18 protein-coding genes and 2 tRNA genes are annotated in these 20,246 nt (G+C 70.6%); 1 reads left to right on the plus strand and 19 read right to left on the minus strand.

All coding sequences use genetic code 11. The features are described 5' to 3' along the window. Nucleotides 1–19: 19 nt before the first annotated feature. The 12 genes from ACH4KB_RS19170 to ACH4KB_RS19225 all read right to left on the minus strand — a co-directional run bounded on the left by ACH4KB_RS19170 (nucleotide 20) and on the right by ACH4KB_RS19225 (nucleotide 9,343). The gene (locus ACH4KB_RS19170) at nucleotides 20–805 is read right to left on the minus strand and encodes a hypothetical protein (RefSeq protein ID WP_398067069.1); all 786 of its coding nucleotides are present in this window, start codon (nucleotides 803–805) and stop codon (nucleotides 20–22) included. A gap of 187 nt (nucleotides 806–992) precedes the next feature. After that, nucleotides 993–3,866, minus strand: coding sequence for a leucine--tRNA ligase (gene leuS / locus ACH4KB_RS19175; RefSeq protein ID WP_398067070.1), 2,874 nt, complete (start codon nucleotides 3,864–3,866; stop codon nucleotides 993–995). 276 nt (nucleotides 3,867–4,142) lie between these two features. Then, nucleotides 4,143–4,215 (minus strand) — tRNA-Ala (locus ACH4KB_RS19180). A 132-nt stretch (nucleotides 4,216–4,347) separates the two neighbouring features. Further along, the gene (locus ACH4KB_RS19185; protein WP_003969224.1) at nucleotides 4,348–4,581 is read right to left on the minus strand and encodes a hypothetical protein; all 234 of its coding nucleotides are present in this window, start codon (nucleotides 4,579–4,581) and stop codon (nucleotides 4,348–4,350) included. Nucleotides 4,582–4,584: 3 nt separating this feature from the next. Beyond that, nucleotides 4,585–4,773: a hypothetical protein gene (locus ACH4KB_RS19190; protein WP_398067071.1), complete on the minus strand. Its 189-nt coding sequence runs from the start codon at nucleotides 4,771–4,773 to the stop codon at nucleotides 4,585–4,587. 132 nt (nucleotides 4,774–4,905) lie between these two features. Further along, nucleotides 4,906–4,978: transfer RNA gene (locus tag ACH4KB_RS19195), tRNA-Ala, on the minus strand. A gap of 139 nt (nucleotides 4,979–5,117) precedes the next feature. Next, nucleotides 5,118–5,771: a histidine phosphatase family protein gene (locus ACH4KB_RS19200; RefSeq protein ID WP_398067224.1), complete on the minus strand. Its 654-nt coding sequence runs from the start codon at nucleotides 5,769–5,771 to the stop codon at nucleotides 5,118–5,120. Then, entirely contained in the window at nucleotides 5,768–6,199 is a 432-nt protein-coding gene (rsfS, locus tag ACH4KB_RS19205; protein WP_006124372.1) for a ribosome silencing factor, read from the minus strand. Before rsfS ends, ACH4KB_RS19200 begins: the two co-directional genes overlap by 4 nt. A 228-nt stretch (nucleotides 6,200–6,427) precedes the next feature. Then, the gene (locus ACH4KB_RS19210) at nucleotides 6,428–8,269 is read right to left on the minus strand and encodes an LCP family protein (protein ID WP_398067072.1); all 1,842 of its coding nucleotides are present in this window, start codon (nucleotides 8,267–8,269) and stop codon (nucleotides 6,428–6,430) included. Between the two features lie 19 nt (nucleotides 8,270–8,288). Then, a complete protein-coding gene (nadD, locus tag ACH4KB_RS19215) occupies nucleotides 8,289–8,906 on the minus strand; it encodes a nicotinate-nucleotide adenylyltransferase (protein WP_398067073.1) in 618 nt (205 codons plus the stop codon). A gap of 38 nt (nucleotides 8,907–8,944) precedes the next feature. Further along, nucleotides 8,945–9,106 (minus strand): hypothetical protein, encoded by a 162-nt coding sequence (locus tag ACH4KB_RS19220; RefSeq protein ID WP_018961242.1) that lies wholly within the window; start codon nucleotides 9,104–9,106, stop codon nucleotides 8,945–8,947. Nucleotides 9,107–9,190: 84 nt separating this feature from the next. Next, a complete protein-coding gene (locus ACH4KB_RS19225; RefSeq protein ID WP_018961243.1) occupies nucleotides 9,191–9,343 on the minus strand; it encodes a hypothetical protein in 153 nt (50 codons plus the stop codon). A gap of 111 nt (nucleotides 9,344–9,454) precedes the next feature. Here ACH4KB_RS19225 and ACH4KB_RS19230 point away from each other — a divergent pair, with 111 nt between their 5' ends. Beyond that, nucleotides 9,455–10,606 carry a M48 family metallopeptidase gene (locus ACH4KB_RS19230; RefSeq protein ID WP_398067074.1) on the plus strand — a complete coding sequence of 384 codons (1,152 nt, stop codon included), beginning with the start codon at nucleotides 9,455–9,457 and terminating at the stop codon, nucleotides 10,604–10,606. Here the strand turns inward: ACH4KB_RS19230 and ACH4KB_RS19235 are convergent. From ACH4KB_RS19235 to ACH4KB_RS19265, 7 genes are all read right to left on the minus strand, one after another. After that, nucleotides 10,518–11,666 carry a hypothetical protein gene (locus ACH4KB_RS19235; protein WP_398067075.1) on the minus strand — a complete coding sequence of 383 codons (1,149 nt, stop codon included), beginning with the start codon at nucleotides 11,664–11,666 and terminating at the stop codon, nucleotides 10,518–10,520. The genes ACH4KB_RS19230 and ACH4KB_RS19235 overlap by 89 nt on opposite strands. A 201-nt stretch (nucleotides 11,667–11,867) precedes the next feature. Beyond that, nucleotides 11,868–12,455, minus strand: coding sequence for a hypothetical protein (locus ACH4KB_RS19240; protein ID WP_398067076.1), 588 nt, complete (start codon nucleotides 12,453–12,455; stop codon nucleotides 11,868–11,870). A 139-nt stretch (nucleotides 12,456–12,594) separates the two neighbouring features. Then, the gene (locus ACH4KB_RS19245; protein ID WP_398067077.1) at nucleotides 12,595–13,878 is read right to left on the minus strand and encodes a glutamate-5-semialdehyde dehydrogenase; all 1,284 of its coding nucleotides are present in this window, start codon (nucleotides 13,876–13,878) and stop codon (nucleotides 12,595–12,597) included. A gap of 175 nt (nucleotides 13,879–14,053) precedes the next feature. Beyond that, on the minus strand, nucleotides 14,054–14,545 hold the full coding sequence (locus tag ACH4KB_RS19250) for a hypothetical protein (protein WP_398067078.1): 492 nt from the start codon (nucleotides 14,543–14,545) through the stop codon (nucleotides 14,054–14,056). Nucleotides 14,546–14,673: 128 nt separating this feature from the next. After that, entirely contained in the window at nucleotides 14,674–15,828 is a 1,155-nt protein-coding gene (gene proB, locus ACH4KB_RS19255) for a glutamate 5-kinase (RefSeq protein WP_398067079.1), read from the minus strand. Nucleotides 15,829–16,001: 173 nt separating this feature from the next. After that, complete coding sequence (locus tag ACH4KB_RS19260) at nucleotides 16,002–18,770, minus strand: CDP-glycerol glycerophosphotransferase family protein (RefSeq protein ID WP_398067080.1); 2,769 nt, start codon at nucleotides 18,768–18,770, stop codon at nucleotides 16,002–16,004. A gap of 180 nt (nucleotides 18,771–18,950) precedes the next feature. Beyond that, a complete protein-coding gene (locus ACH4KB_RS19265; RefSeq protein WP_398067081.1) occupies nucleotides 18,951–20,189 on the minus strand; it encodes a glycosyltransferase family 2 protein in 1,239 nt (412 codons plus the stop codon). Nucleotides 20,190–20,246: the final 57 nt, after the last annotated feature.

Raw genomic sequence — 20,246 nt, forward strand, 5'->3', positions numbered from 1 at the left:
CCGAGCCGTCGCGTGTGCGTCAGTTCGTCGTTTCCGGCCGGGTGGACTTCTGCCAGGGGTAGGTCGTGCGCAGCCGCGGGTCCGGGGCGGTGATCGCCTGCGGGCTCTCCTCGCGGGCCGGTCCGGGCCACGCCTGGTCGGCCGTGCCGCTGTTCCCGGCCGAGGGGTCCGTCGAGGCGGCCGGCTCGGGCCAGTCCGTCCCGGGGCCGGGGCCCGGTGCCGAGGCGGGTGTCCCCGCGCCGGATGCCAGCGGCGGCTCCTCGACGGTCCAGTGCCGCAGCGCGCCGGCCTCGATGTCGATCTGCGCGTTCAGCGCGTCCAGGTCGTCGTCGGCGAACTGCCGCGCCCGGTCCCGCGCCGCCCAGCGCAGCGACTCCGCCGAGTGCGTGATCCGCTGCGTGCGTTCCCTCAGCTTGGGCAGCAGGCCCGCGACCGTCGCCCGGTCCGGCTCGCGCTCCAGCCGCTTCAGCTCGTCGTCCAGTTCGAGGCCGTGCTCGCTCAGCCTCCGGAACAGCGCCACCGACTCGGCCAGGGACGCGTCCTCGGCGGCACCGGCGTGCAGAGCGTCCTGTGTGGCGCGCATCGAGGTGCGCAGGGTGAGCCGGAGCTGCGCCAGCTCGCCGGCGACGCCCGTCTGCCCGAAGCTCTTGGCCCGGAGCGTGGTGTCCTCCACGGTGCGCCGGGCCTGCGTGATCGTGCGGTCCACGCCTCGCTTGGCCGCGCCGACGGCCTTCACGGTCGCGTAGACACCCAGCGCGACGAACGCGACCAAGAGCAACGCCAGGATCGTGAGCGCGGCTTCCATGAATGCCCCTCGATATCTCGATGCGGCCGCCGATACCGGTCGCCCCCTCCACCGTAAACGGAACGGGCAGGCCGAGGGTTCCTTCGGAACCCCCAACCTGCCCGTAGGGGATGGCCCTCACCACGCCCAGACACCGTCACACGGCCGTCGTCACACAACAGTCCTCACGCGGCAGTCGTCGCAGTCGTCACGCGGGGACGATGTTCACCAGCTTCGGCGCGCGCACGATCACCTTCCGGATCCCGGCCCCGCCCAGCGCCGCGACGACCGCCTCGTCGGCGAGGGCCAGCGCCTCCAGCTCCTCGTCCGCGATGGCGGGCGAGACCTCCAGGCGGGCCCGGACCTTGCCCTTGATCTGGACGACGCAGGTGACGGTCTCGTCCACGACGTACGCCGGGTCCGCCACCGGGAAGTCCTGGTGCACGACCGACCCGGTGTGGCCCAGCCGCCGCCACAGCTCCTCCGCGATGTGCGGGGCCAGCGGGGCGATCAGCAGGACCAGCCGCTCGGCGACGGAGCGGGACAGCGGGCCGCCGGCCTTCGTCAGGTGGTTGTTCAGCTCGGTGACCTTGGCGATGGCGGTGTTGAACCGCATCCCCGCCATGTCCTGGCCGACTCCGTCGATGGCCTTGTGCAGGGCGCGCAGCGTCTCCTCCCCGGGCTCCGTGTCGACGACGGTGATCTCACCGGTCTCCTCGTCGACCACATTGCGCCACAGACGCTGGAGCAGCCGGTACTGGCCGACCACGGCCCGGGTGTCCCAGGGGCGCGACACGTCCAGGGGGCCCATCGCCATCTCGTACAGGCGCAGGGTGTCCGCACCGTACTCGGCGCAGATCTCGTCCGGCGTGACCGCGTTCTTCAGGGACTTGCCCATCTTGCCCAGGACGCGGCTGACCTTCTCGCCCTCGTGGTAGAACGCGCCGTCGCGCTCCTCCACCTCGGCGGCCGGCACGGCGATGCCCCGGCTGTCGCGGTAGACGAAGGCCTGGATCATGCCCTGGTTGTACAGCTTGTGGAACGGCTCGGCGGAGGAGATGTGGCCCAGGTCGTGCAGCACCTTGGACCAGAAGCGCGCGTACAGCAGGTGCAGCACGGCGTGCTCGGCGCCGCCGACGTACAGGTCGACACCGCCCGTGGGCTGCCCCTCGCGCGGGCCCATCCAGTACTGCTCGATCGCCGGGTCGACCAGCTGCCGGTCGTTGTTCGGGTCCAGGTAGCGCAGCTCGTACCAGCAGGAACCGGCCCAGTTGGGCATGGTGTTGGTCTCGCGGCGGTACTGCCGGGGGCCGGCGCCGTCGCCCAGGTCCAGCGTGACGTTGACCCAGTCGGCGTTGCGCGACAGCGGGGTCTCGGGCTGGGCGGTCGCGTCCTCCGGGTCGAAGGTGCGCGGGGAGTAGTCCTCGACCTCGGGCAGCTCCAGCGGCAGCATCGACTCGGGCAGCGGGTGGGCGATGCCGTCCTCGTCGTACACGATCGGGAACGGCTCGCCCCAGTAGCGCTGCCGGCTGAACAGCCAGTCGCGCAGCCGGAAGTTGACGGTGCCCTCGCCGACGCCGTGTTCCTTCAGCCAGTCAGTGATCCTCGCCTTGGCCTCGACGACGCCCAGGCCGTCCAGCGAGATCTCCTCGTTGGCGGAGTTGACCAGCTTCGCGTCGTACGAGGCGAAGGCGTCGTCCCACGTGGAGGGGTCGGTTCCGCGGTCGTCGGAGGGTTGGACGACGCAGCGCATCGGCAGCTCGAAGGCGCGCGCGAAGGCGAAGTCGCGCGCGTCGTGCGCCGGTACGGCCATGATCGCGCCGGTGCCGTAGCCCATCAGGACGTAGTCGGCGATGAAGACGGGGACCTTCTCGCCGCTGACCGGGTTGTTCGCGTACGCGCCGGTGAAGACACCGGTCTTGTCCTTGGCCTCGGCCTGCCGCTCGACGTCGGACTTGGCGGCGGCCTGCTTGCGGTACGCGGTGACGGCCTCGGCCGGGCTCGCGTGCCCACCGGTCCACACCGGGTGGGTGCCCTCGGGCCAGGCGGCCGGGATGATCCGCTCGACCATGTCGTGCTCGGGCGCCAGCACCATGTACGTCGCGCCGAACAGGGTGTCCTGACGGGTGGTGAAGACGGTGATGCCGCCGGCGGTGTCCACCGGGAACTCGACCCGGGCGCCCTCGGAGCGGCCGATCCAGTTGCGCTGCTGCAGCTTGATGGCCTCGGGCCAGTCCAGCCCGTCCAGGTCGTTCAGCAGCCGGTCGGCGTAAGAGGTGATGCGCATGTTCCACTGGCGCAGCTTGGCCTTGAAGACGGGGAAGTTGCCGCGCTCGGAGCGGCCGTCGGCGGTGACCTCCTCGTTGGCCAGGACGGTGCCCAGCCCGGGCGACCAGTTCACCGGGGCGTCGGAGGCGTACGCCAGGCGGTACTCGCTCAGCAGGTCGGCGCGCTCGGTGGCGCTCAGGGCGCTCCACTCACGGCCGTCGGGGGTCGCGCGCGTACCGCTCTCGAACTGCTCGACCAGCTCGGCGATCGGACGGGCCCGGTCGGCCTCGGTGTCGTACCAGGAGTTGAAGATCTGCAGGAAGATCCACTGCGTCCACTTGTAGTACTCGGCCTCGATCGTCGCGAAGGAGCGGCGGTTGTCGTGGCCCAGACCCAGCCGGCGCAGCTGGGCCTTCATGTTCTCCATGTTGGCCTCGGTGGAGACCCGGGGGTGGGTGCCCGTCTGGACGGCGTACTGCTCGGCGGGCAGGCCGAAGGCGTCGAACCCCAGGGTGTGCAGCACGTTGTGGCCGGTCATCCGCTGGTGGCGGGCGTAGACATCGGTGGCGATGTAGCCCAGCGGGTGTCCGACGTGCAGCCCCGCACCCGAGGGGTACGGGAACATGTCCATGATGAACTTCTTCGGCTTGGCGGCCAGCTCCGGGTCGCCTGCCAGGTCACCGGTGGGGTTGGGCGCCTCGTACGTCCCCTCGGCGTCCCAGAAGTCCTGCCAGCGTGCCTCGATGTCGGCGGCCATCGCCGCCGTGTAGCGGTGCGGCGCGGCCGTCTCGGCTGCGGAATTCGTCTCGCTCATGATCCTCAAAGCTCCATCGATCGTCATCTGCCGGGAAACGAAAAATCCCCTCGCACAGGAGGGGACGCCGCGCTGACTCCGACCAGGCGTTCTCACCGGTCGGGGCTGTTCAGCGCGGCTCGCTAAGCAGAAGGCGTACGGCACGCATGGCGTCAGGGTACCGCACGGGCCCGTAAGGGAGCGGGGGGTGACCAGGGGGCGGCGACCCTGGAGAAGTCCGGACAAAAGAAGCGGGCCACCCGATCCGGGTGACCCGCTTCCTCACTGTCGATCTTGTGGAGCTAAGGAGAATTGAACTCCTGACCTCCTGCATGCCATGCAGGCGCTCTACCAACTGAGCTATAGCCCCTTGTCGCGTGCCGCCCGGTTTCCCTTGGCGACATCGAGAACATTACACGGTCCCCCCGGTGCTTCACCAAATCGTTTCCGGTCCGCACCGATACGTCCGAATCATCCCGAACAGTGGATCGTCAGCCGCAGGTCAGGCGGTCGCGAAGGAGTAGAAGCGCTTGAGGGTGCAGTGCTCCTCCAGGAGCCGCCCGTAGATCGGCTCCCCCTCCAGCTCCCGGTAGGTCTCGATGGGGTCGCCTTTTATGATCAGCGCCCGCGCGCATTCCTCGCACCAGTACTGGTACTCCGCGTTGACCGGGTCCATGTCCCTGACGATGGGCGTACCGCTGCCGCACCAGTCGCACTTACGCCTGTGTGCACCCATCAGTCAGCTCCAGCTGTGGCCGCAGGCCGTGCACACGTAGGAGACCCCTCCGTTGTCACCCAGAACCTGGGCCACATGGGACGAACCGCAGGACGGGCAGCCGAGGCGGGATCGATCTTCGAGCGGTACGGGGCCGGGGTACGGGGCGGCGACGAGAGGCTGGTCGGGGACGTGTTCGCGACTCGCAGGCATCGCGCTCCCTCCCGATCGGTACGTCGCCCCCTCCGGCGTTCCGATTCTGCCATGGCCCCGCAAGGGGGTCAGCCCGCCCGGTGCTCCCCATACAGAAGATCCCGCCCCCTGGTGGGGACGGGATCCTGATTGTGGAGCTAAGGAGAATTGAACTCCTGACCTCCTGCATGCCATGCAGGCGCTCTACCAACTGAGCTATAGCCCCGCTGTTCGCTGTTGTTTCCCTGCGTTTCCGCGCTGCGAACAAGAAGAACTTTAGCCTGCGACCGGCCGGAAAGTGAAATCCGGCCCGGGCCGCCCGAGGACGGCCCGCGAACGGCCTCTCAACTGCCTCCCGACGGCGTCTAGTCGTCGTCGCCGAGGACCGGCTCCGGGAGCGTGCCGGCGTTGTGTTCCAGCAGACGCCAGCCGCGCGCACCCTCGCCGAGGACGGACCAGCAGCAGTTGGACAGCCCGCCGAGCCCTTCCCAGTGGTGCGCCTCCAGGCCCAGCAGCCGGCCGATCGTCGTCCTGATCGTGCCGCCGTGGCTGACCACGACGAGCGTGCCGTTCTCCGGAAGCTTCTCGGCGTGCTCCAGAACGACCGGGGCCGCACGGTCGGCGACCTCGGTCTCCAGCTCGCCGCCGCCGCGACGCACGGGCTCTCCGCGCTTCCACGCCGCGTACTGATCACCGAAGCGCTCGACGATCTCCTGGTGGGTCAGCCCCTGCCAGGCACCGGCGTACGTCTCACGGAGTGCGGCGTCGTGGGCGACGGAGAGGCCGCTGACGGCGGAGAGCTCGGCAGCCGTGGCCGCCGCCCGTCGCAGGTCGGAGGCGACGATGGCGTCCGGCCTCAGCGAGGCGAGCAGCCGGGCGGAACGGCGGGCCTGCCCGACGCCCGCCTCGGTGAGCTCGATGTCCGTGGAGCCCTGGAAACGGCGCTCCAGGTTCCACGCCGTCTGGCCGTGCCGCCAGAGAACGATCCTGCGGCCCGTGCCGCTGCTGCTGCCGTTCAGCTCTGATCGCCTTCCGTGCCGCCGTTGAGCTGTGCGTGCTCCTCGGCCTTGCCACGGGTCTTGACCGCGTCCTCGGGGAGGGCGATCTCCGGGCAGTCCTTCCACAGGCGCTCCAGCGCGTAGAAGACGCGCTCCTCGCTGTGCTGGACGTGGATGACGATGTCGACGTAGTCGAGGAGGATCCAGCGGGCGTCGCGGTCGCCCTCGCGGCGCACCGGCTTGGCGCCGAGCTCCTTCTGGAGCCGCTCCTCGATCTCGTCGACGATCGACTTGACCTGGCGGTCGTTGGGGGCCGAGGCCAGCAGGAAGGCGTCGGTGATCGACAGCACATCGCTGACGTCGTAGGCGATGATGTCGTGCGCGAGCCGGTCGGCGGCCGCCTGAGCGGCGGCGTTGATGAGCTCGATGGAGCGGTCCGTGGCGGTCACATGCAGGCTTTCGTCGGCGGTCGGATGCAACCTCTAGGGTCTCACGGACCGCCGACAGAGCCTTACTGCGTTTCCCGGCCGGGCCTCATCCGGTTTCCCGGCCGGGCTCACTGGGTTTCCCGGCGGGGCCTCACCGGGTTTCCCGGCTGGACCGAACTGCTTTCCCGGTCGGGTGCGGACGCGGGATACCGGCCGGCGCCGGAGCGCCGGCCGGTGGTCCCGGGCGGGCTACGGGACCTCGTAGTCCTGTCCGAGGACCGCGGACACGTCGGCGTTGGCGGCCGGCTCGCCCTTCTTCACGTCACCCGCGGAGAGGCCCAGGGTCTTGGCCACCTCGACGGCCTTCTCCTTGTCCTCGGCGGACCGGTAGAGCACGACGGACGACGCCTCGGACCCTGCCTTGCCGCTGTCCACGAAGGCGTAACCGCCGTTGACCAGCTGGACCCGGGCGGCTTCCGCGGCCTTCTCGTTCCCGGTCGCGTTGCGGACGGCGACCCGGAGCGGAGCTCCCGCCTCGGGGGCCTTCACCGTGCCGCCGAGGATGTCCTTGACGACGTCGCGGGTGTCCGCCTCGGTGAGCGTGCCGTCCTCCTGGACCGGCAGCAGGGCCGTCTTGTAGTCGCCGACCTTGGCACGCGAGGCCAGCTTGGCGAGCGAGGCCCCGAGGTCCTTCTCGGGCAGCGACGGGTCCAGCACCTGGAGCAGCGTCTCGATGGTGACGGTCGCGGCCTTGGGATCCTCGGAGATCTTGCGCAGCGTGGCCCGCATGACCTCGCCGAACCGCGTCAGCTGCTTGGCCTCGGGCTCCCCCGGCGCACGGTACGTGGCGTAGGCGACGGCCATCGTGCCGCTGAGCGTCTGCCCCTCGCCCTTGTTCACCAGGGGCGACTCGCCCTTCTTCGCGCCCGGCACATCGGTGTCGGTGTCGACCTCGATGTTGCCGACCAGCTCGACGAGGTTCTCCAGGTACGGGGTGTCCAGCCGCCAGGTGCCGGTGATCCGGGTGCCCAGGAGGGTGTCGATCGCCTCCCGGGTGCCGGTCCTGCCGTCGTCCTCGACGGACTTGCCGAGTGTGGTGGTGGTTCCGTCGTCGGAGGCGACGGCGAGGGAGTTCGGCAGCAGGACGGTGGTGCCCTGCTTGGTGGTGGCGTTGTCGACGAGCAGCGCCGTCGAGGTGCCGCCCTTCTTCGTGTCGTGCAGATGCACCACCATCATGTCGCGCTGCTGGGCGCCGGCGGCCACGGTCTTCTTCTCGTCCGTCCCGGACAGGCCCGGGATCAGGTCGGCGGACCAGAGATAGCCGGCCCCGCCGACGACGACGAGAACGGCGACGACGATGAGGGCGACCATCCGGTTGCGGCCCTTGCGCCGGGCCTCTTCGCGCCGCTCGCTGCGGCTCTCGGTGAATTTCAGCCAGTCGATGACGTCTTCGGAGTCCTCGTCGGGCTCCTCGATGAACGAGAACTGCTCGGTGCGGTAGTCGGGGGCGGGCTTGCGCTGCCCTGGAAGCGCAGGCTCCGCGTCCGGCTCCGCTACGTCTTCCACCGACTGCTGTGACTGCTGTGACTGCTGCGGATGCTGTGACTGCTGAGCGGGAGGCTGCTGCGGGGCCTGTTCCGGGGCGGGGGCCGCACCCTGCTGCGGGATGCTCCAGTGCTGGCCGGTGTCGACCGCGGCGGGCTGGGGCCCGGTGGCGTACCCGTAGTCGGTGTAGGAGCCGTAGCCGTACCCCTGGTCCGTGCCCTGGCCCTGCTGCGTCCGGGGCGGCTGAGGCGTCTGTCCCGGATGCTGGGCGGCGTAGGGGTCGTAACTCTGGGGCTGCTGCTGGGGGTTGCCGTACGCGTCGTAGCCGTAGCCGGCGTCCTGGGTCCGGTGTCCCTGACCCGGTTGTGCGGCGTAGGGGTCGTAACCCTGACCCTGCTGACCCTGCTGGTCGTACTGGTCGTACTGGCCCTGCTGGTCGTACTGCTGTTGCCCCTGCTGCTGGTAGACCGGCTGCCCGTACGCGTCGTAGCCGATGATCTGCGGCTCTTGGTAGTACGGGTCGTACGGGTTCTGCGGGTCGTTCACCGGTGCCCCTCTCCGTGGCTCAGTCGCCGCGGTACAGCTGGCGCTTGTCGATGTAGCGGACCACCCCGTCCGGCACCAGGTACCAGACCGGCTCCCCCTGCGCGACCCTCTCACGGCAGTCCGTGGACGAGATCGCCAGCGCGGGCACCTCCACGAGGGAGACGCCGCCCTCGGGCAGCCCGTCGTCCGTGAGCACGTGACCCGGGCGGGTCACACCGATGAAGTGGGAGAGCGAGAACAGCTCCTCCGCGTCGCGCCAGGTGAGGATCTGGGACAACGCGTCGGCGCCGGTGATGAAGAAGAGGTCCGCGTCGCCGTTGACCTCGCGCAGGTCCCGCAGCGTATCGATGGTGTACGTCGGTCCGCCACGGTCGATGTCACTCCGGCTGACGGAGAACTGCGGGTTGGACGCGGTGGCGATGACCGTCATCAGATAGCGGTCCTCGGCCGGGGAGACCTTCTTGTGGCTCTTCTGCCACGGCTGCCCGGTCGGGACGAAGACGACCTCGTCGAGATGGAACTGGGCGGCCACTTCACTGGCCGCCACCAGGTGTCCATGGTGGATCGGGTCGAATGTCCCGCCCATCACGCCGATGCGGCGTTTGCCGGGGCCGGTAGGCACTTCCTGCTCTCCCATGCGTGCAGAGCCTACTGGCACAGCTGTACGCCTCTGACTCAGCGGTCGCGGTTGAAGCGGGTGGTGACCCACAGCAGGAACATCAGCGCGAGGAACGCCCCGGCGCCGACGAAGTAGGGGTTGAGGCTTTCGTGGTTGCCGCCCTCGCCGCCCTCGGAGGCGAGAGTGACCAGCTGGTGTGCGGTGCTCGTGAGGCTCATCTTCGGCAGGACCTATCGATCGTGAATCGGAAGGAAGACGTCGGTCACATCGTATGCGGGCCCCCCGGGCACGCTCACGGCGACTCAGTCGTTGTTGTCGTCGTTGCGGTATCCGCGCAGCAGGAACCACGCGAGCAGCACCGCCCCGAGGATCGAGACGAGCAACACGATCCGGAGGGTGTCACCCGGTCCCTGCTCCTCGGACGCGGCGGCGAGCAGTACGGCGGTGTGCGACATTTCGGGCGCTCCTCAAAGTTATCCACAGCCCCCCGCACACCGTAGCGCCAGCGCATACGCTGGCTTTTGTCCGGGGGACGAGCGACGTCTCGTACGAACAGGGGGCCATCCATGACCGACAGCAGTCACGAGAACGTGCCGAGCAGGCAGCGCCGGCGATTCCCCGGGATCTCCTCCCGGGCCTACGAGCATCCCGCCGACCGCTCGGCCCTGGTGGCCCTGCGCAAGCTGACCGGGTTCGACACCGTGTTCAAGGCGCTCAGCGGGCTGCTCCCGGAGCGCAGCCTGCGGCTGCTCTTCCTCTCCGACTCCGTCCGGGTGAGCGACGCGCAGTTCGCCCACCTCAACGACATGCTGCGGGACGCGTGTTACATCCTGGACCTGGAGAAGGTCCCGCCGATGTACGTGAAGCAGGACCCGCAGCCCAACGCCATGTGCATCGGGCTGGACGAGCCGATCATCGTGGTCACCACCGGCCTGGTCGAGCTGCTCGACGAGGAGGAGATGCGGGCGGTGGTGGGCCACGAGGTGGGCCACGCGCTCTCCGGTCACTCGGTGTACCGGACGATACTGCTCTTCCTGACCAACCTGGCCGTGAAGGTCGCCTGGATCCCGCTGGGCAATGTGGCGATCATGGCGATAGTGACGGCGCTGCGCGAGTGGTTCCGCAAGTCGGAGCTGTCCGCGGACCGGGCCGGGCTGCTGGTCGGCCAGGACATCACGGCCTCCATGCGCGGTCTGATGAAGATCGCGGGCGGCAATCACCTCCACGAGATGAACGTGGACGCCTTCCTGGCCCAGGCCGACGAGTACGAGAAGGGCGGCGACCTCCGGGACTCCGTCCTCAAGATCCTCAATGTGCTGCCCCGCACGCACCCGTTCACCACCGTGCGGGCCGCCGAGCTGAAGAAGTGGTCGGAGACCCGCGACTTCCAGCGGATCATGGACGGCCACTACCCGCGGCGCGACGAGGACAAGGACACCTCGGTGACCGACTCGTTCCGGGAGTCCGCCTCGCACTACGCGGACACGGTGCGCACCAGCAAGGACCCGCTGATGAAGCTCGTGGGCGACATCGCCGGCGGCGCGGGAGACCTGGGCGGCAAGCTGCGTGACCGGTTCACCGGGACCGGGGGCGCGAAGGGCGGGGCGCAGGGCCCGTCCGGCGGTTCCGCTACGGACGGGGACGGGACGGCCGGTCGGCCGCCCCAGGACCCTGAGGAGGGGAGCCCGGGGACGTCGTCGGGGCCGTCGCGGAGCTGACGGCCTCCAGAGTCCCGCACAGCGCCGCCGTGGGCCGGCCCGTGGCGTACGGGTCGGTGGCGGCGGGCCCGCGGGCGTCCGCCCGTTCCCCGGCGAGGAGGGGGCGGAGCATCCCGGTCGCGTCGGCCGAGCAGGACTGTGGCCCGGCCTGGACATGGGCGGTGACCACCTCGAGGCGGTGCAGTCGCAGGTCCTCCCGGTCGAAGCGGAAGCGCAGCTCGCGCCGCACGGTGAACAGGGAGGCGCCGTCGTCCCGGTGGGGCTTGTCCGCCGGGCGCAGGGCGTAGGTGAACGTGTGGTCCGAGACGACGCCGAGGACGCCCGGGGCCTCCTCCTCGTAGCCGAGGGTCCCCTCGACCCGGATCTGCGGGTCCGCGAGCTCCACCTGCTCCGGGTCGAAGCGCACCAGCCAGCCGGTGGCGGCGTGGCCCCCGTCGTCCGCAGGGCTGCTCAGGCTCCGTTCGAACTGGGCGCGCTGGTCCGGGTCGAGGAGGTGCTCGACGGGCCGGCGTACGGAGCCGGTGAGGACGTCGGGGTTCAGGGACGACTCCACCAGGTAGTCCTTGACCGTGGCGAGGGCGGCGGTGATCTGGCTGTCGGAGAAGTTCTGCGTGCGCCGCACGGTGGGGACGTTGATGCCGTCGGCGCCCGTGCGGAATCCGGAGACCGGCTCGGCCCGGTACAACCACTCGGGTGATCCGCCCGGCACGGCTCCCCGGGGGGCCAGGGGGACGACGGTGGTCCGCAAAGGTTCGGCCCGCCGGATGGCCGGCTGGGGGTACGGGCTCCGGAATCCTATGTAGACGGCCACCGCGAAGGTCAGGGCGATGAGGACGACCAGGGCTATGGCGGCCCGGGAGCCGCCGCCGCTGCGGATGGCCTGTGCGTCGGGCAGCGCCCGGACGGCGCGGGCGTGCTCGCCCATCCGTTCCTGCGCCGAGTACTCCTGCATCCGCGCAGCCTGGACGAACGATTCGTCGAAGACGAGCGAGCGGTACTCGTCCTCGCCGCCCGCGGGGTTCTCGGGCGCACCGTCCGGTGGTTCTGAGCGGCCTGTCATGACTTCTCTCCCCATCTCCACACCGGTCGGTTCGGTGCGCAACGGTCTGCTTCGGCCGAGTGGCCTCCGCAGCGAGAAGCCCCCCTGGGAACGAGGGGTCACCTCTTGAGGGTAGGTCGATTGCGGCCCGCGTAAACGCGGAGACGGCCGGGAGTGCGGAAGCGCCTGGTGCGGCCGTCGGCGATCGGGTGACGAGGGGGTTCAGGGCAGCCGGGGCTCGGCGGAGACCGTGGGGCGGGAGTAGTCCGCGGAGGCCGACGGGGCGGCCCCAGGTTTGTCCACGCCGCTGGTGACGGGCGGCGGCACCTGGTCCTGTCGGTTGTTCGAGCCGCCCCGGTAGACCGCGGTGAAGGCGAGGGAGACCATGCCGACACCCATCACCAGGGCGAGCAGCCAGGCGACCGGGCGGTGCCAGCGGGCGGAGTTGCGGTAGGGGCGCAAGGAGCCGCCGTGGCGGCCGTAGGGCCCCGGGGCGCAGTCGTCGTCCCCGATGCCGTGGTCGGGGTCGTAGTCGAGGTCCTGGGGGTCGTGGTAGCCCCGGGGGCCGCCGTAGGGGTCGTACACGCCGTCGTCCGCGCGGCGGCTCCGGCGAGCGCGGGCGGCGTCGGCCTCTGCACGGGCCTCGGCGGCGGTGAGCAGGCGCTCCACGGCGGTGGGCTCATGGACGGGGGCGGACCGGACGAAGTCCTCGTCGAACACCACGGAGGCGAAGTCCTCGTCCGCGCCCCCGCGGTCGTCGTCGGGCTCCCAGCCGTCAGGAAACGGCCTGCCCCCCACGTCGTCCGGCACGATTTCAGGGTAGCCCGGCCGGCACCTTTTGGGCAGGGACCCCGTGAACTCCCCCGGGTCGGCGCGGGAGAACGCGTGGTCGGCCCCTCACGGCGGAAGGGCCGACCGGAGGGGCCGACCGGAGGGGCCGAGGAGAGGTCTAGCGGATGTGCCCGTCGCCCGTGACGATGTACTTCGTCGAGGTCAGCTCGGGCAGGCCCATCGGACCGCGGGCGTGCAGCTTCTGCGTGGAGATGCCGATCTCGGCGCCGAAGCCGAACTGCCCGCCGTCCGTGAAGCGGGTGGAGGCGTTCACGGCGACCGTCGTCGAATCGACCAATTGGGTGAACCGGCGGGCGGCGGCCTGAGAGGTGGTGACGATCGCCTCGGTGTGGCCGGAGGACCAGAGCCGGATATGGGCGACCGCCGCGTCCAGGGAGTCGACGACCGCCGCGGCGATGTCGTAGGAGAGGTATTCGGTCTCCCAGTCCTCCGTCGTCGCGGGGACCACCGTGGCCTTGGACCCCTCGGCGCGGGCGAGGACGTGCTCGTCGCCGTGGACGGTGACCCCGGCCTCGGCCAGCGCGTCCAGGGCGAGCGGCAGGAAGGCGTCCGCCACGTCCTTGTGGACGAGGAGGGTCTCGGCCGCGTTGCAGACGCTGGGCCGCTGGGCCTTGGAGTTGATCAGGATGTCGACCGCCATGGCCAGGTCCGTCTGCGCGTCGACGTAGACGTGGCAGTTGCCGGTGCCCGTCTCGATGACGGGCACGGTGGACTCCTCGACGACCGTGCGGATCAGCGAGGCGCCGCCGCGCGGGATGAGGACGTCGACCAGGCCGCGGGCCCGCATCAGTTCGCGCACGGAGTCACGGCTCTCGCCGGGGACGAGCTGCACCGCGTCGGCCGGCAGGCCGGAGCCGCCGACCGCGTCGCGCAGGACCCGGACGAGGGCGGTGTTGGAGGCGTAGGCCGAGGAGGAGCCGCGCAGCAGGACCGCGTTGCCGGACTTCAGGCAGAGGGCGGCCGCGTCGACGGTGACGTTGGGCCGGGCCTCGTAGATGATGCCGACCACGCCGAGCGGGACCCGCACCTGCCGGAGGTCGATGCCGTTGGGCAGGGTCGAGCCGCGCACCACCTCACCGACCGGGTCCGGGAGGGCGGCGACGTCCCGTACGTCGGCGGCGATGGCGCGGATCCGTTCCGGGGTGAGGGTGAGGCGGTCGATGATGCCTTCGCTCGTCCCGGCCTCGCGGGCGCGCTCGACGTCCTTCGCGTTGGCCTCGACGATCTCGCTCGTGCGCACTTCGAGGGCGTCGGCGATGGCCAGCAGCGCGTCGTCCTTGGCCGCGCGCGGAAGTGGCGCGATGTCGGCGGCGGCGGCGCGGGCCCGGTAGGCGGTCTGCGCGACCGGGGAGAGGTTGTCGTAGGGCGAGAGCGTGGTCATGCCCGCAGAGTAATGCGCACTCTGCGGGCATCCGTCACGTATCCCGTGATGCGAGACGCCCGACCCGGGGCGCGGACGCCACCGGATCGCCCCTAGGCCCTGTCGTCAAACTGCCGCCTGCCCCCCCCAGGGCCGCCCTCCGGGCGACGACGGCAGTTTGACGACAGGACCTGGGTCAGTAGGGGTGCACGCCCACGGGGGCCGCGGGCGGCGGTCCGTAGCCCTCGGCGATCCGCAGGTGGTAGGTCTCGCGGTCGATGACTTCCAGGCCGACGATCTCCCAGGGCGGGAGCTGGGCGCTGGAGCGGTGCTCGCCCCACAGCCGCAGCGCGACCGCGGCCGCATCGTGCAGATCGCGGGCCTCTTCCCAGTAGCGGATCTCCGCGTGGTCGCTCGCGTAGCGGCTGGTCAGCAGGAAGGGGTGGTCGTGCGCGAGCTGTTCCAGGCCGCGTCTGACCTCCCCCAGCGGAGTCTCGGCGCCCGACACGCTGAGCGTGATGTGCCAGAGCTTGGACTGCGGGGCCTCCTCCTTCGCCGTCGTGACCGGCTCCCGTTCGACGGTGTCCGCGGGGGCCGGATTCCGGTCGAAATCCGCCCCCGCTCCGACACTCGTCAGGGCGCGGTTGGCCGTGCCTCGGGGCGGCGCCCCCGGGCGCGCTCGTCTCACCGGCGGCCTCCTGTGATGTGTTGCTGTGCGGTACCCCTGTTCCCCCACTACAAAGTGGACCAGTCCACAGGCGGGCATGGGGTGGTTTTGGGGAAGGTCCCCGCTGGATGGAGGGACTTTCAGCCGTTTCAGGGGGTGAGGCGCGGGGCGAGGAGGACCAGATCGTCCCTGTGTACGACCTCGCGTTCGTAGGCGGGCCCCAGTTCGCGGGCGAGGTCCCGGGTGGAGCGGCCGAGCAGCTGGGGGATCTCCTTCGCGTCGAAGTTGACGAGTCCGCGGGCGACCGGGGTGCCGTGCGGGTCGCGCAGCTCGACCGGGTCTCCGGCGCTGAACTCGCCCTCGACGGCGGAGATTCCAGCGGGCAGCAGGGAGGTGCGCCGCTCCACCACGGCCCGTACGGCGCCGTCGTCGAGGGTGAGCGCGCCCTGCGGGGTGGAGGCGTGGGCCAGCCACAGGAGCCGGTCGGCGGAGCGGCGCCCGGTGGGGTGGAAGTACGTGCCGGTGTCGCGGCCCGCGAGCGCGTCGGCGACGCGGCTGGCGGAGGTGAGGACGACGGGGACGCCGGCGGCGGTGGCGATGCGGGCGGCCTCGACCTTGGTGACCATGCCGCCGGTTCCGACGCCCGCCTTCCCGGCGCTGCCGATGGTGACGCCGGTCAGGTCGTCGGGGCCGGTGACCTCGGCGATCCGGGAGGCGCCGGGGGTGTCGGGCGGTCCGTCGTAGAGGCCGTCCACGTCGGAGAGCAGGACGAGCAGGTCGGCGTGGACGAGGTGGGCGACGAGGGCGGCGAGCCGGTCGTTGTCGCCGAAACGGATCTCGTCGGTGGCGACGGTGTCGTTCTCGTTGACCACGGGGACGGCTCCCATCTCCAGGAGCTTGTCCAGGGTGCTGTACGCGTTGCGGTAGTGGCCGCGGCGGCTGGTGTCGTCGGCGGTGAGGAGCACCTGGCCGACGCGGACGCCGTAGCGCGCGAACGAGGCGGTGTAGCGCGCCACGAGGAGGCCCTGACCGACGCTGGCGGCGGCCTGCTGGCGGGCCAGGTCCTTGGGCCTGCGGACGAGGCCGAGCGGGGCGAGACCGGCGGCGATGGCTCCGCTGGAGACGAGGACGACCTCGCGTTCGCCACCGTCCCTGACCTTGGCCAGGACGTCGACGAGGGCGTCGACGCGGTCGGCGTCGAGGCCGCCGGACGCGGTGGTGAGGGAGGAGGAGCCGACCTTGACGACGACCCTGCGGGCGCCGGTCACCGCCGGCTCACGGCCCGACGGCCTCTGCTCTGCCACGTGCTTCCTCGCTCTGGATCGCCCCGGTGTCCGACGCGGGGCCCGCTGTGCCGCCCCGGCTCAGCACAGTACGCGAGCGGCCGCCCCCGCCGCCTGCCCGTTCCGCCCGGTGGACGCCGAAGGACGGCAGGTGAGCGGGGTGCGGGCGGGCGGCGGGGACGGCCGCGGTGGGCTCAGCTCCGCTGCTCGTCCTTGACGGCGAGCATCCGGTCCACGACCCGGGCGGCGGCGCGGCCGTCGGAGGGTTCGCAGAAGTCGACCCGGAACTGGGCGTACTTCTCCTTGTACTCCTCGCTCACCGCGTCGATGTTCCGGATCGCGGCGACCAGGTCCTCGGAGGTCTTGATCAGCGGCCCGGGGGCGCGGGAGGTGAAGTCGAAGTAGAAGCCGCGCAGGGTGTCGCGGTAGTGCTCCAGGTCGTACGTGAAGAAGAGCATCGGCCGCCCGGAGTGCGCGAAGTCGAACAGCACCGAGGAGTAGTCCGTGATCAGTACGTCGGCGATCAGGTAGAGGTCGGCGATGTCCGGGTAGTACGTGACGTCGTAGACGAAGCCCTGTCCGGCGCCGGGGATGGAGTCGAGGACCTTGTGGTGCTTGCGGTAGAGCAGCACGTGGTCCTCGCCGAGCTCGCGCTTGGCGGCCTCGACGTCGATCTGGTTGTCCAGCTTGAAGCGGCGGCCGCCGTAGCGCTGGTCGTCGCGCCAGGTGGGGGCGTACAGGACGACCTTCTTGCCCGCGGGGATGCCGAGCTTCTCCCGTACGGCCGCGGCGCGCTTGACGCGGTCGGGGGCGTGGAAGACGTCGTTGCGCGGGTAGCCCGCTTCCAGGACCTCGCACTGGAGGCGGAAGGAGTTCGTCATGATCGGGGTGGTGAAGGCGTTGGGCGTGATGAACAGGCTGTACTGGCGCGAGCGCTGCGGGAGGCTCGCGATGTAGGCGAGGTTCGCCTTCGGGGTGCCGAGCAGGTCGGCGCCGATGCGCTTGAGCGGGGTGCCGTGCCAGGTCTGGACGACGACCTGGCCCTCGCGGCGGACGAACCACTCGCGGATGCCGCCGTTGGTGACGACGTACCGGCTGCGGGCCAGTGCCTCGTACCACTCCTTGCTGCCCCACTCGACGCCGCGGACGCCGGGCGGCAGGACGACCTGCTGGTCGTGGACCATCGCGATGTGCTCGACCTCGGTGCCGCGGCGCTTGAGCTCCTCGTAGACCGCGCGGGGCGAGTCGGAGAACTGCTTGCCGCCGAAGCTGTTGTAGAGCACGGCCTCACGCAGCGGGAGCTTGCGCTGCTCGGGGGTGTAGACGTCGCGCATCAGCCGCTGGCGGTAGGCGCCGCGCAGCTCCGGGTCGAGGACCGGCCCGGACTCCACGAAGATCCGGTCGAAGTCGAGCCGCTCGACGGTGTACGTGCGGTGCTCGCCGCGGTGGGCCAGCGGCAGCGTGTTCACGAGGTCGGGGCGGATCGTGACGGGGAGGTCGCGGGTGTGGTCCCACTCGGTGCGCAGGCGCAGGCGGGGCATCCAGCGGCCGGCGCGCAGCGGCACGGTGCCCTCGTAGGTGGGCATGGTGTCCGGGCGCAGGCGGGCGGTGAAGCGGCCGTCGGCGAACTCGACGGGCAGCGGGCGGTCCTCGTTGCGGCCGGTGTGGCGCAGGACCATCTTCATCTGCTCGGCGGGGCCGGTGTAGACGCCGGAGAGGACCAGCTCGCCGTCCGTGCTCCACTCGACGCTGTCGACGAGGGGCTGGACCGTGCGGACCTGGGGGGTGAAGTTCCCGGCGCCGTCGGTGAGGATCGCGAACTCGCGTCCCTCGGGCAGCGGGTGGACTCCGGTGACGGACCGCGCGCCGTTGGTGGCGCGGCGGGCGGTGCCGTCGGCGAAGACGATCTGGGCGCGGTACTTGACGGCCTTGCCGGGGCGTACGTCGTCGACGGGGAGGTCCGCGAAGTCGAGGCGGGCGGTGTGGCGGAGCCAGCCGTCGGCGCCGGTCTCGCCCTGCTGGAGCGGGAGGTCGGTGGCGAAACCGCTCGGCTCGTGGTCGATGCGCAGGGCGGTGGGGTACTTGCCCGCGGGGGTGGTGACGCGGGAGCGCAGGGTGACGGTGAGGGACTCGCCGTCGGCTTCCTGGGCGATGATCTCGGCGGGGACGACGTCCACGGAGATTTTGAGCCGGTTGCGGTCGAAGCCGGCGACGAGGCGTACGCCGTCGTCCAGGACCCGGGTGTAGCTGTGGCCGGACGCGCCCGCGTTGTTCTTGGTGATGCTGCCCACGGACATGCCGCCGGGGCGCGGGATGCCGATGCCCAGGCGCCAGGTGCCGGGCTGCCACTGGCCGCGTACGCGCAGTCGGGACGGGTCGATGCCGAGCTCGAAGCCGGACCAGTCGTAGTTGTGCAGGGCTCCCTTGGCCTCGGCGGTGGCGCGGGGTTCCAGGGTGGTGCGCATGCGCAGCGGGAGGGTGGAGCGGCTGCCCTGGCGGCGGAGCACGGCGACGCGCAGGGACCGCTTGCCGGTGGCCGAGGGGACGTTGGGGATGTAGGCGTACCCCTTGACGAGGAGCTTGCCGTCCTCCCAGCCGAGGTCGAGGAGCTTGCCGCGTACGGGGAGTTCGCTGCGGTTGAAGTTGCGTACCGAGGAGGGGAGCGAGGAGCTCTCGACGCCGGGCAGCTCGATGCGGGCGCGCCGCAGGCCGCGGACGGAGAAGGCTCCCGGGTTCTCGCGCTCGTAGTGCAGCAGGTCCACCAGCTCGTCACCGCGGCCGCTGGCCGCCAGATGCCACTTGACCCGGGCCATCGGGGAGAACTGCCGTACGACCTTGGGGGCGGCACGGGCCAGAAAGTCCTTGGCCGCTCGGTGGAACTCGGGGCGCTCCTCGACCGGAGTCTCCGGGAAGTACTTCATGAGCCGGCTGAGCTCGTCGGGGATCGCTTCGAGGGACGCCACGGGTGGAGGGCCTTTCCGGGGGGACGTGCAGATGATGAACCCCAGAAGGACGGGGCGTTAATGAGACGGCTCCAACGGTCTCATGGTTGCCCCACAGTATGACGTGACACCTCTCACAGGACGAACTGCCCCGGTCGTCACCGGGCCGGGGAGGCGGCCCGCACTCCCCCGCGCACCGGGTCAGACGCGGTGGCCGCGAGGGGCGCGCACGGCACCGAGCAGCGCCCGGCGGGCCTTGCGGACCACGCGCCGGGCGAGGGAGAGGCGGGGCTGGTCCCGCGGTGGCTCGATCCGCCGTCCGCCGACCCATTCCGTGATGGTCACCTCGTAGGCCCGGTCGGGAAGAACGGAGCTCTCCCCGAAGTGCGGGTAGGCGAGGTGGAGACGGGGCGGGTTCCCCCGGCGGACGAGTTCGGGCTCCTCCTTGGCGCGCAGGAAGGCGACGATGTCCAGGAGCAGGTCGAGCCGGCCCTCGGCGAGGCACATCAGCCGCAGCCGTTCGTTCACCTTGAGGTTGCGGCCGAGCTCCGGGGTCCAGTACGTCTTCATCAGCGGGGCGGCGAGCGCCATCTTCCACTCGCGGACCTCGGGCTTCTGTTTCAGCAGTCCGGGGCCGAACTGGGGCAGCAGCGTGATGACGAACGGCCGCACCATCAGGACGTCGCGCCGGGGGCCCGGGGGGACGTGCTGGGCGATGAGCCCCATGAGGGCGCGGGCCGAGTCGAAGCGGCGTTCGTAGCTGCCCTTCTTGGTCATCTGGTTGCGGTCCTCGCGGCCCACCAGGTAGTAGCAGGTGTAATCGGCGACTACGGAGATCCCGTTGCCGCGGATGTACGCCTCCATCGTGAACAGGGCGTCCTCACCCGTCTTCAGCTTCTCGTCGAAGGTCATTCCGAGGCGTACGAGGAGGTCGCGCCGGAACAGTTTCTGCGCGCTCAACGTGAATTTGACGTTGGAGGAATACAGGTCGGCCCGCTCGACGGTTTCTTTCCACATCGATTTCGCGGCACCGCGGTTGACGCCGACGATCTTCCCGAGCACCACGTCCGTGCCCGCCCGGTCCCCCATGGCGACCATGCGCTCCAGGGCTTCCTCGCCGAAATAGTCGTCCGCGTCGAGAAAGAAGACGTACCGGCCGCGGGCGAGGGAGAGGCCCCGATTGCGCGGGCCGCTGGGTCCGCCGGAATTCACCTGCCGGACGACTCTCATGGGAATCGCGGTCCTGGCGGCGAACTCCTCCAGGCAGGCGCCGGTGCCGTCGGTGGAGCCGTCGTCGATCGCGACGATCTCCATGCGGTCCGCGCCGATGGTCTGCGCCTCGACGGACTCCAGGCACCGGGCCAGGTAGGGCATCGCGTCATAGGCTCCGATGATCACACTGACATCGGGCTCGTCGTTCTTCCTGGGCATGTCGGCCATGTGCACCTGTCGATTTGATCACGGAAGAAGGTAGTTCGCCCGGCTCTGCACCCTTTG

This window comes from Streptomyces sp. NPDC017520 (assembly GCF_044329855.1).
GTDB lineage: Bacteria > Actinomycetota > Actinomycetes > Streptomycetales > Streptomycetaceae > Streptomyces.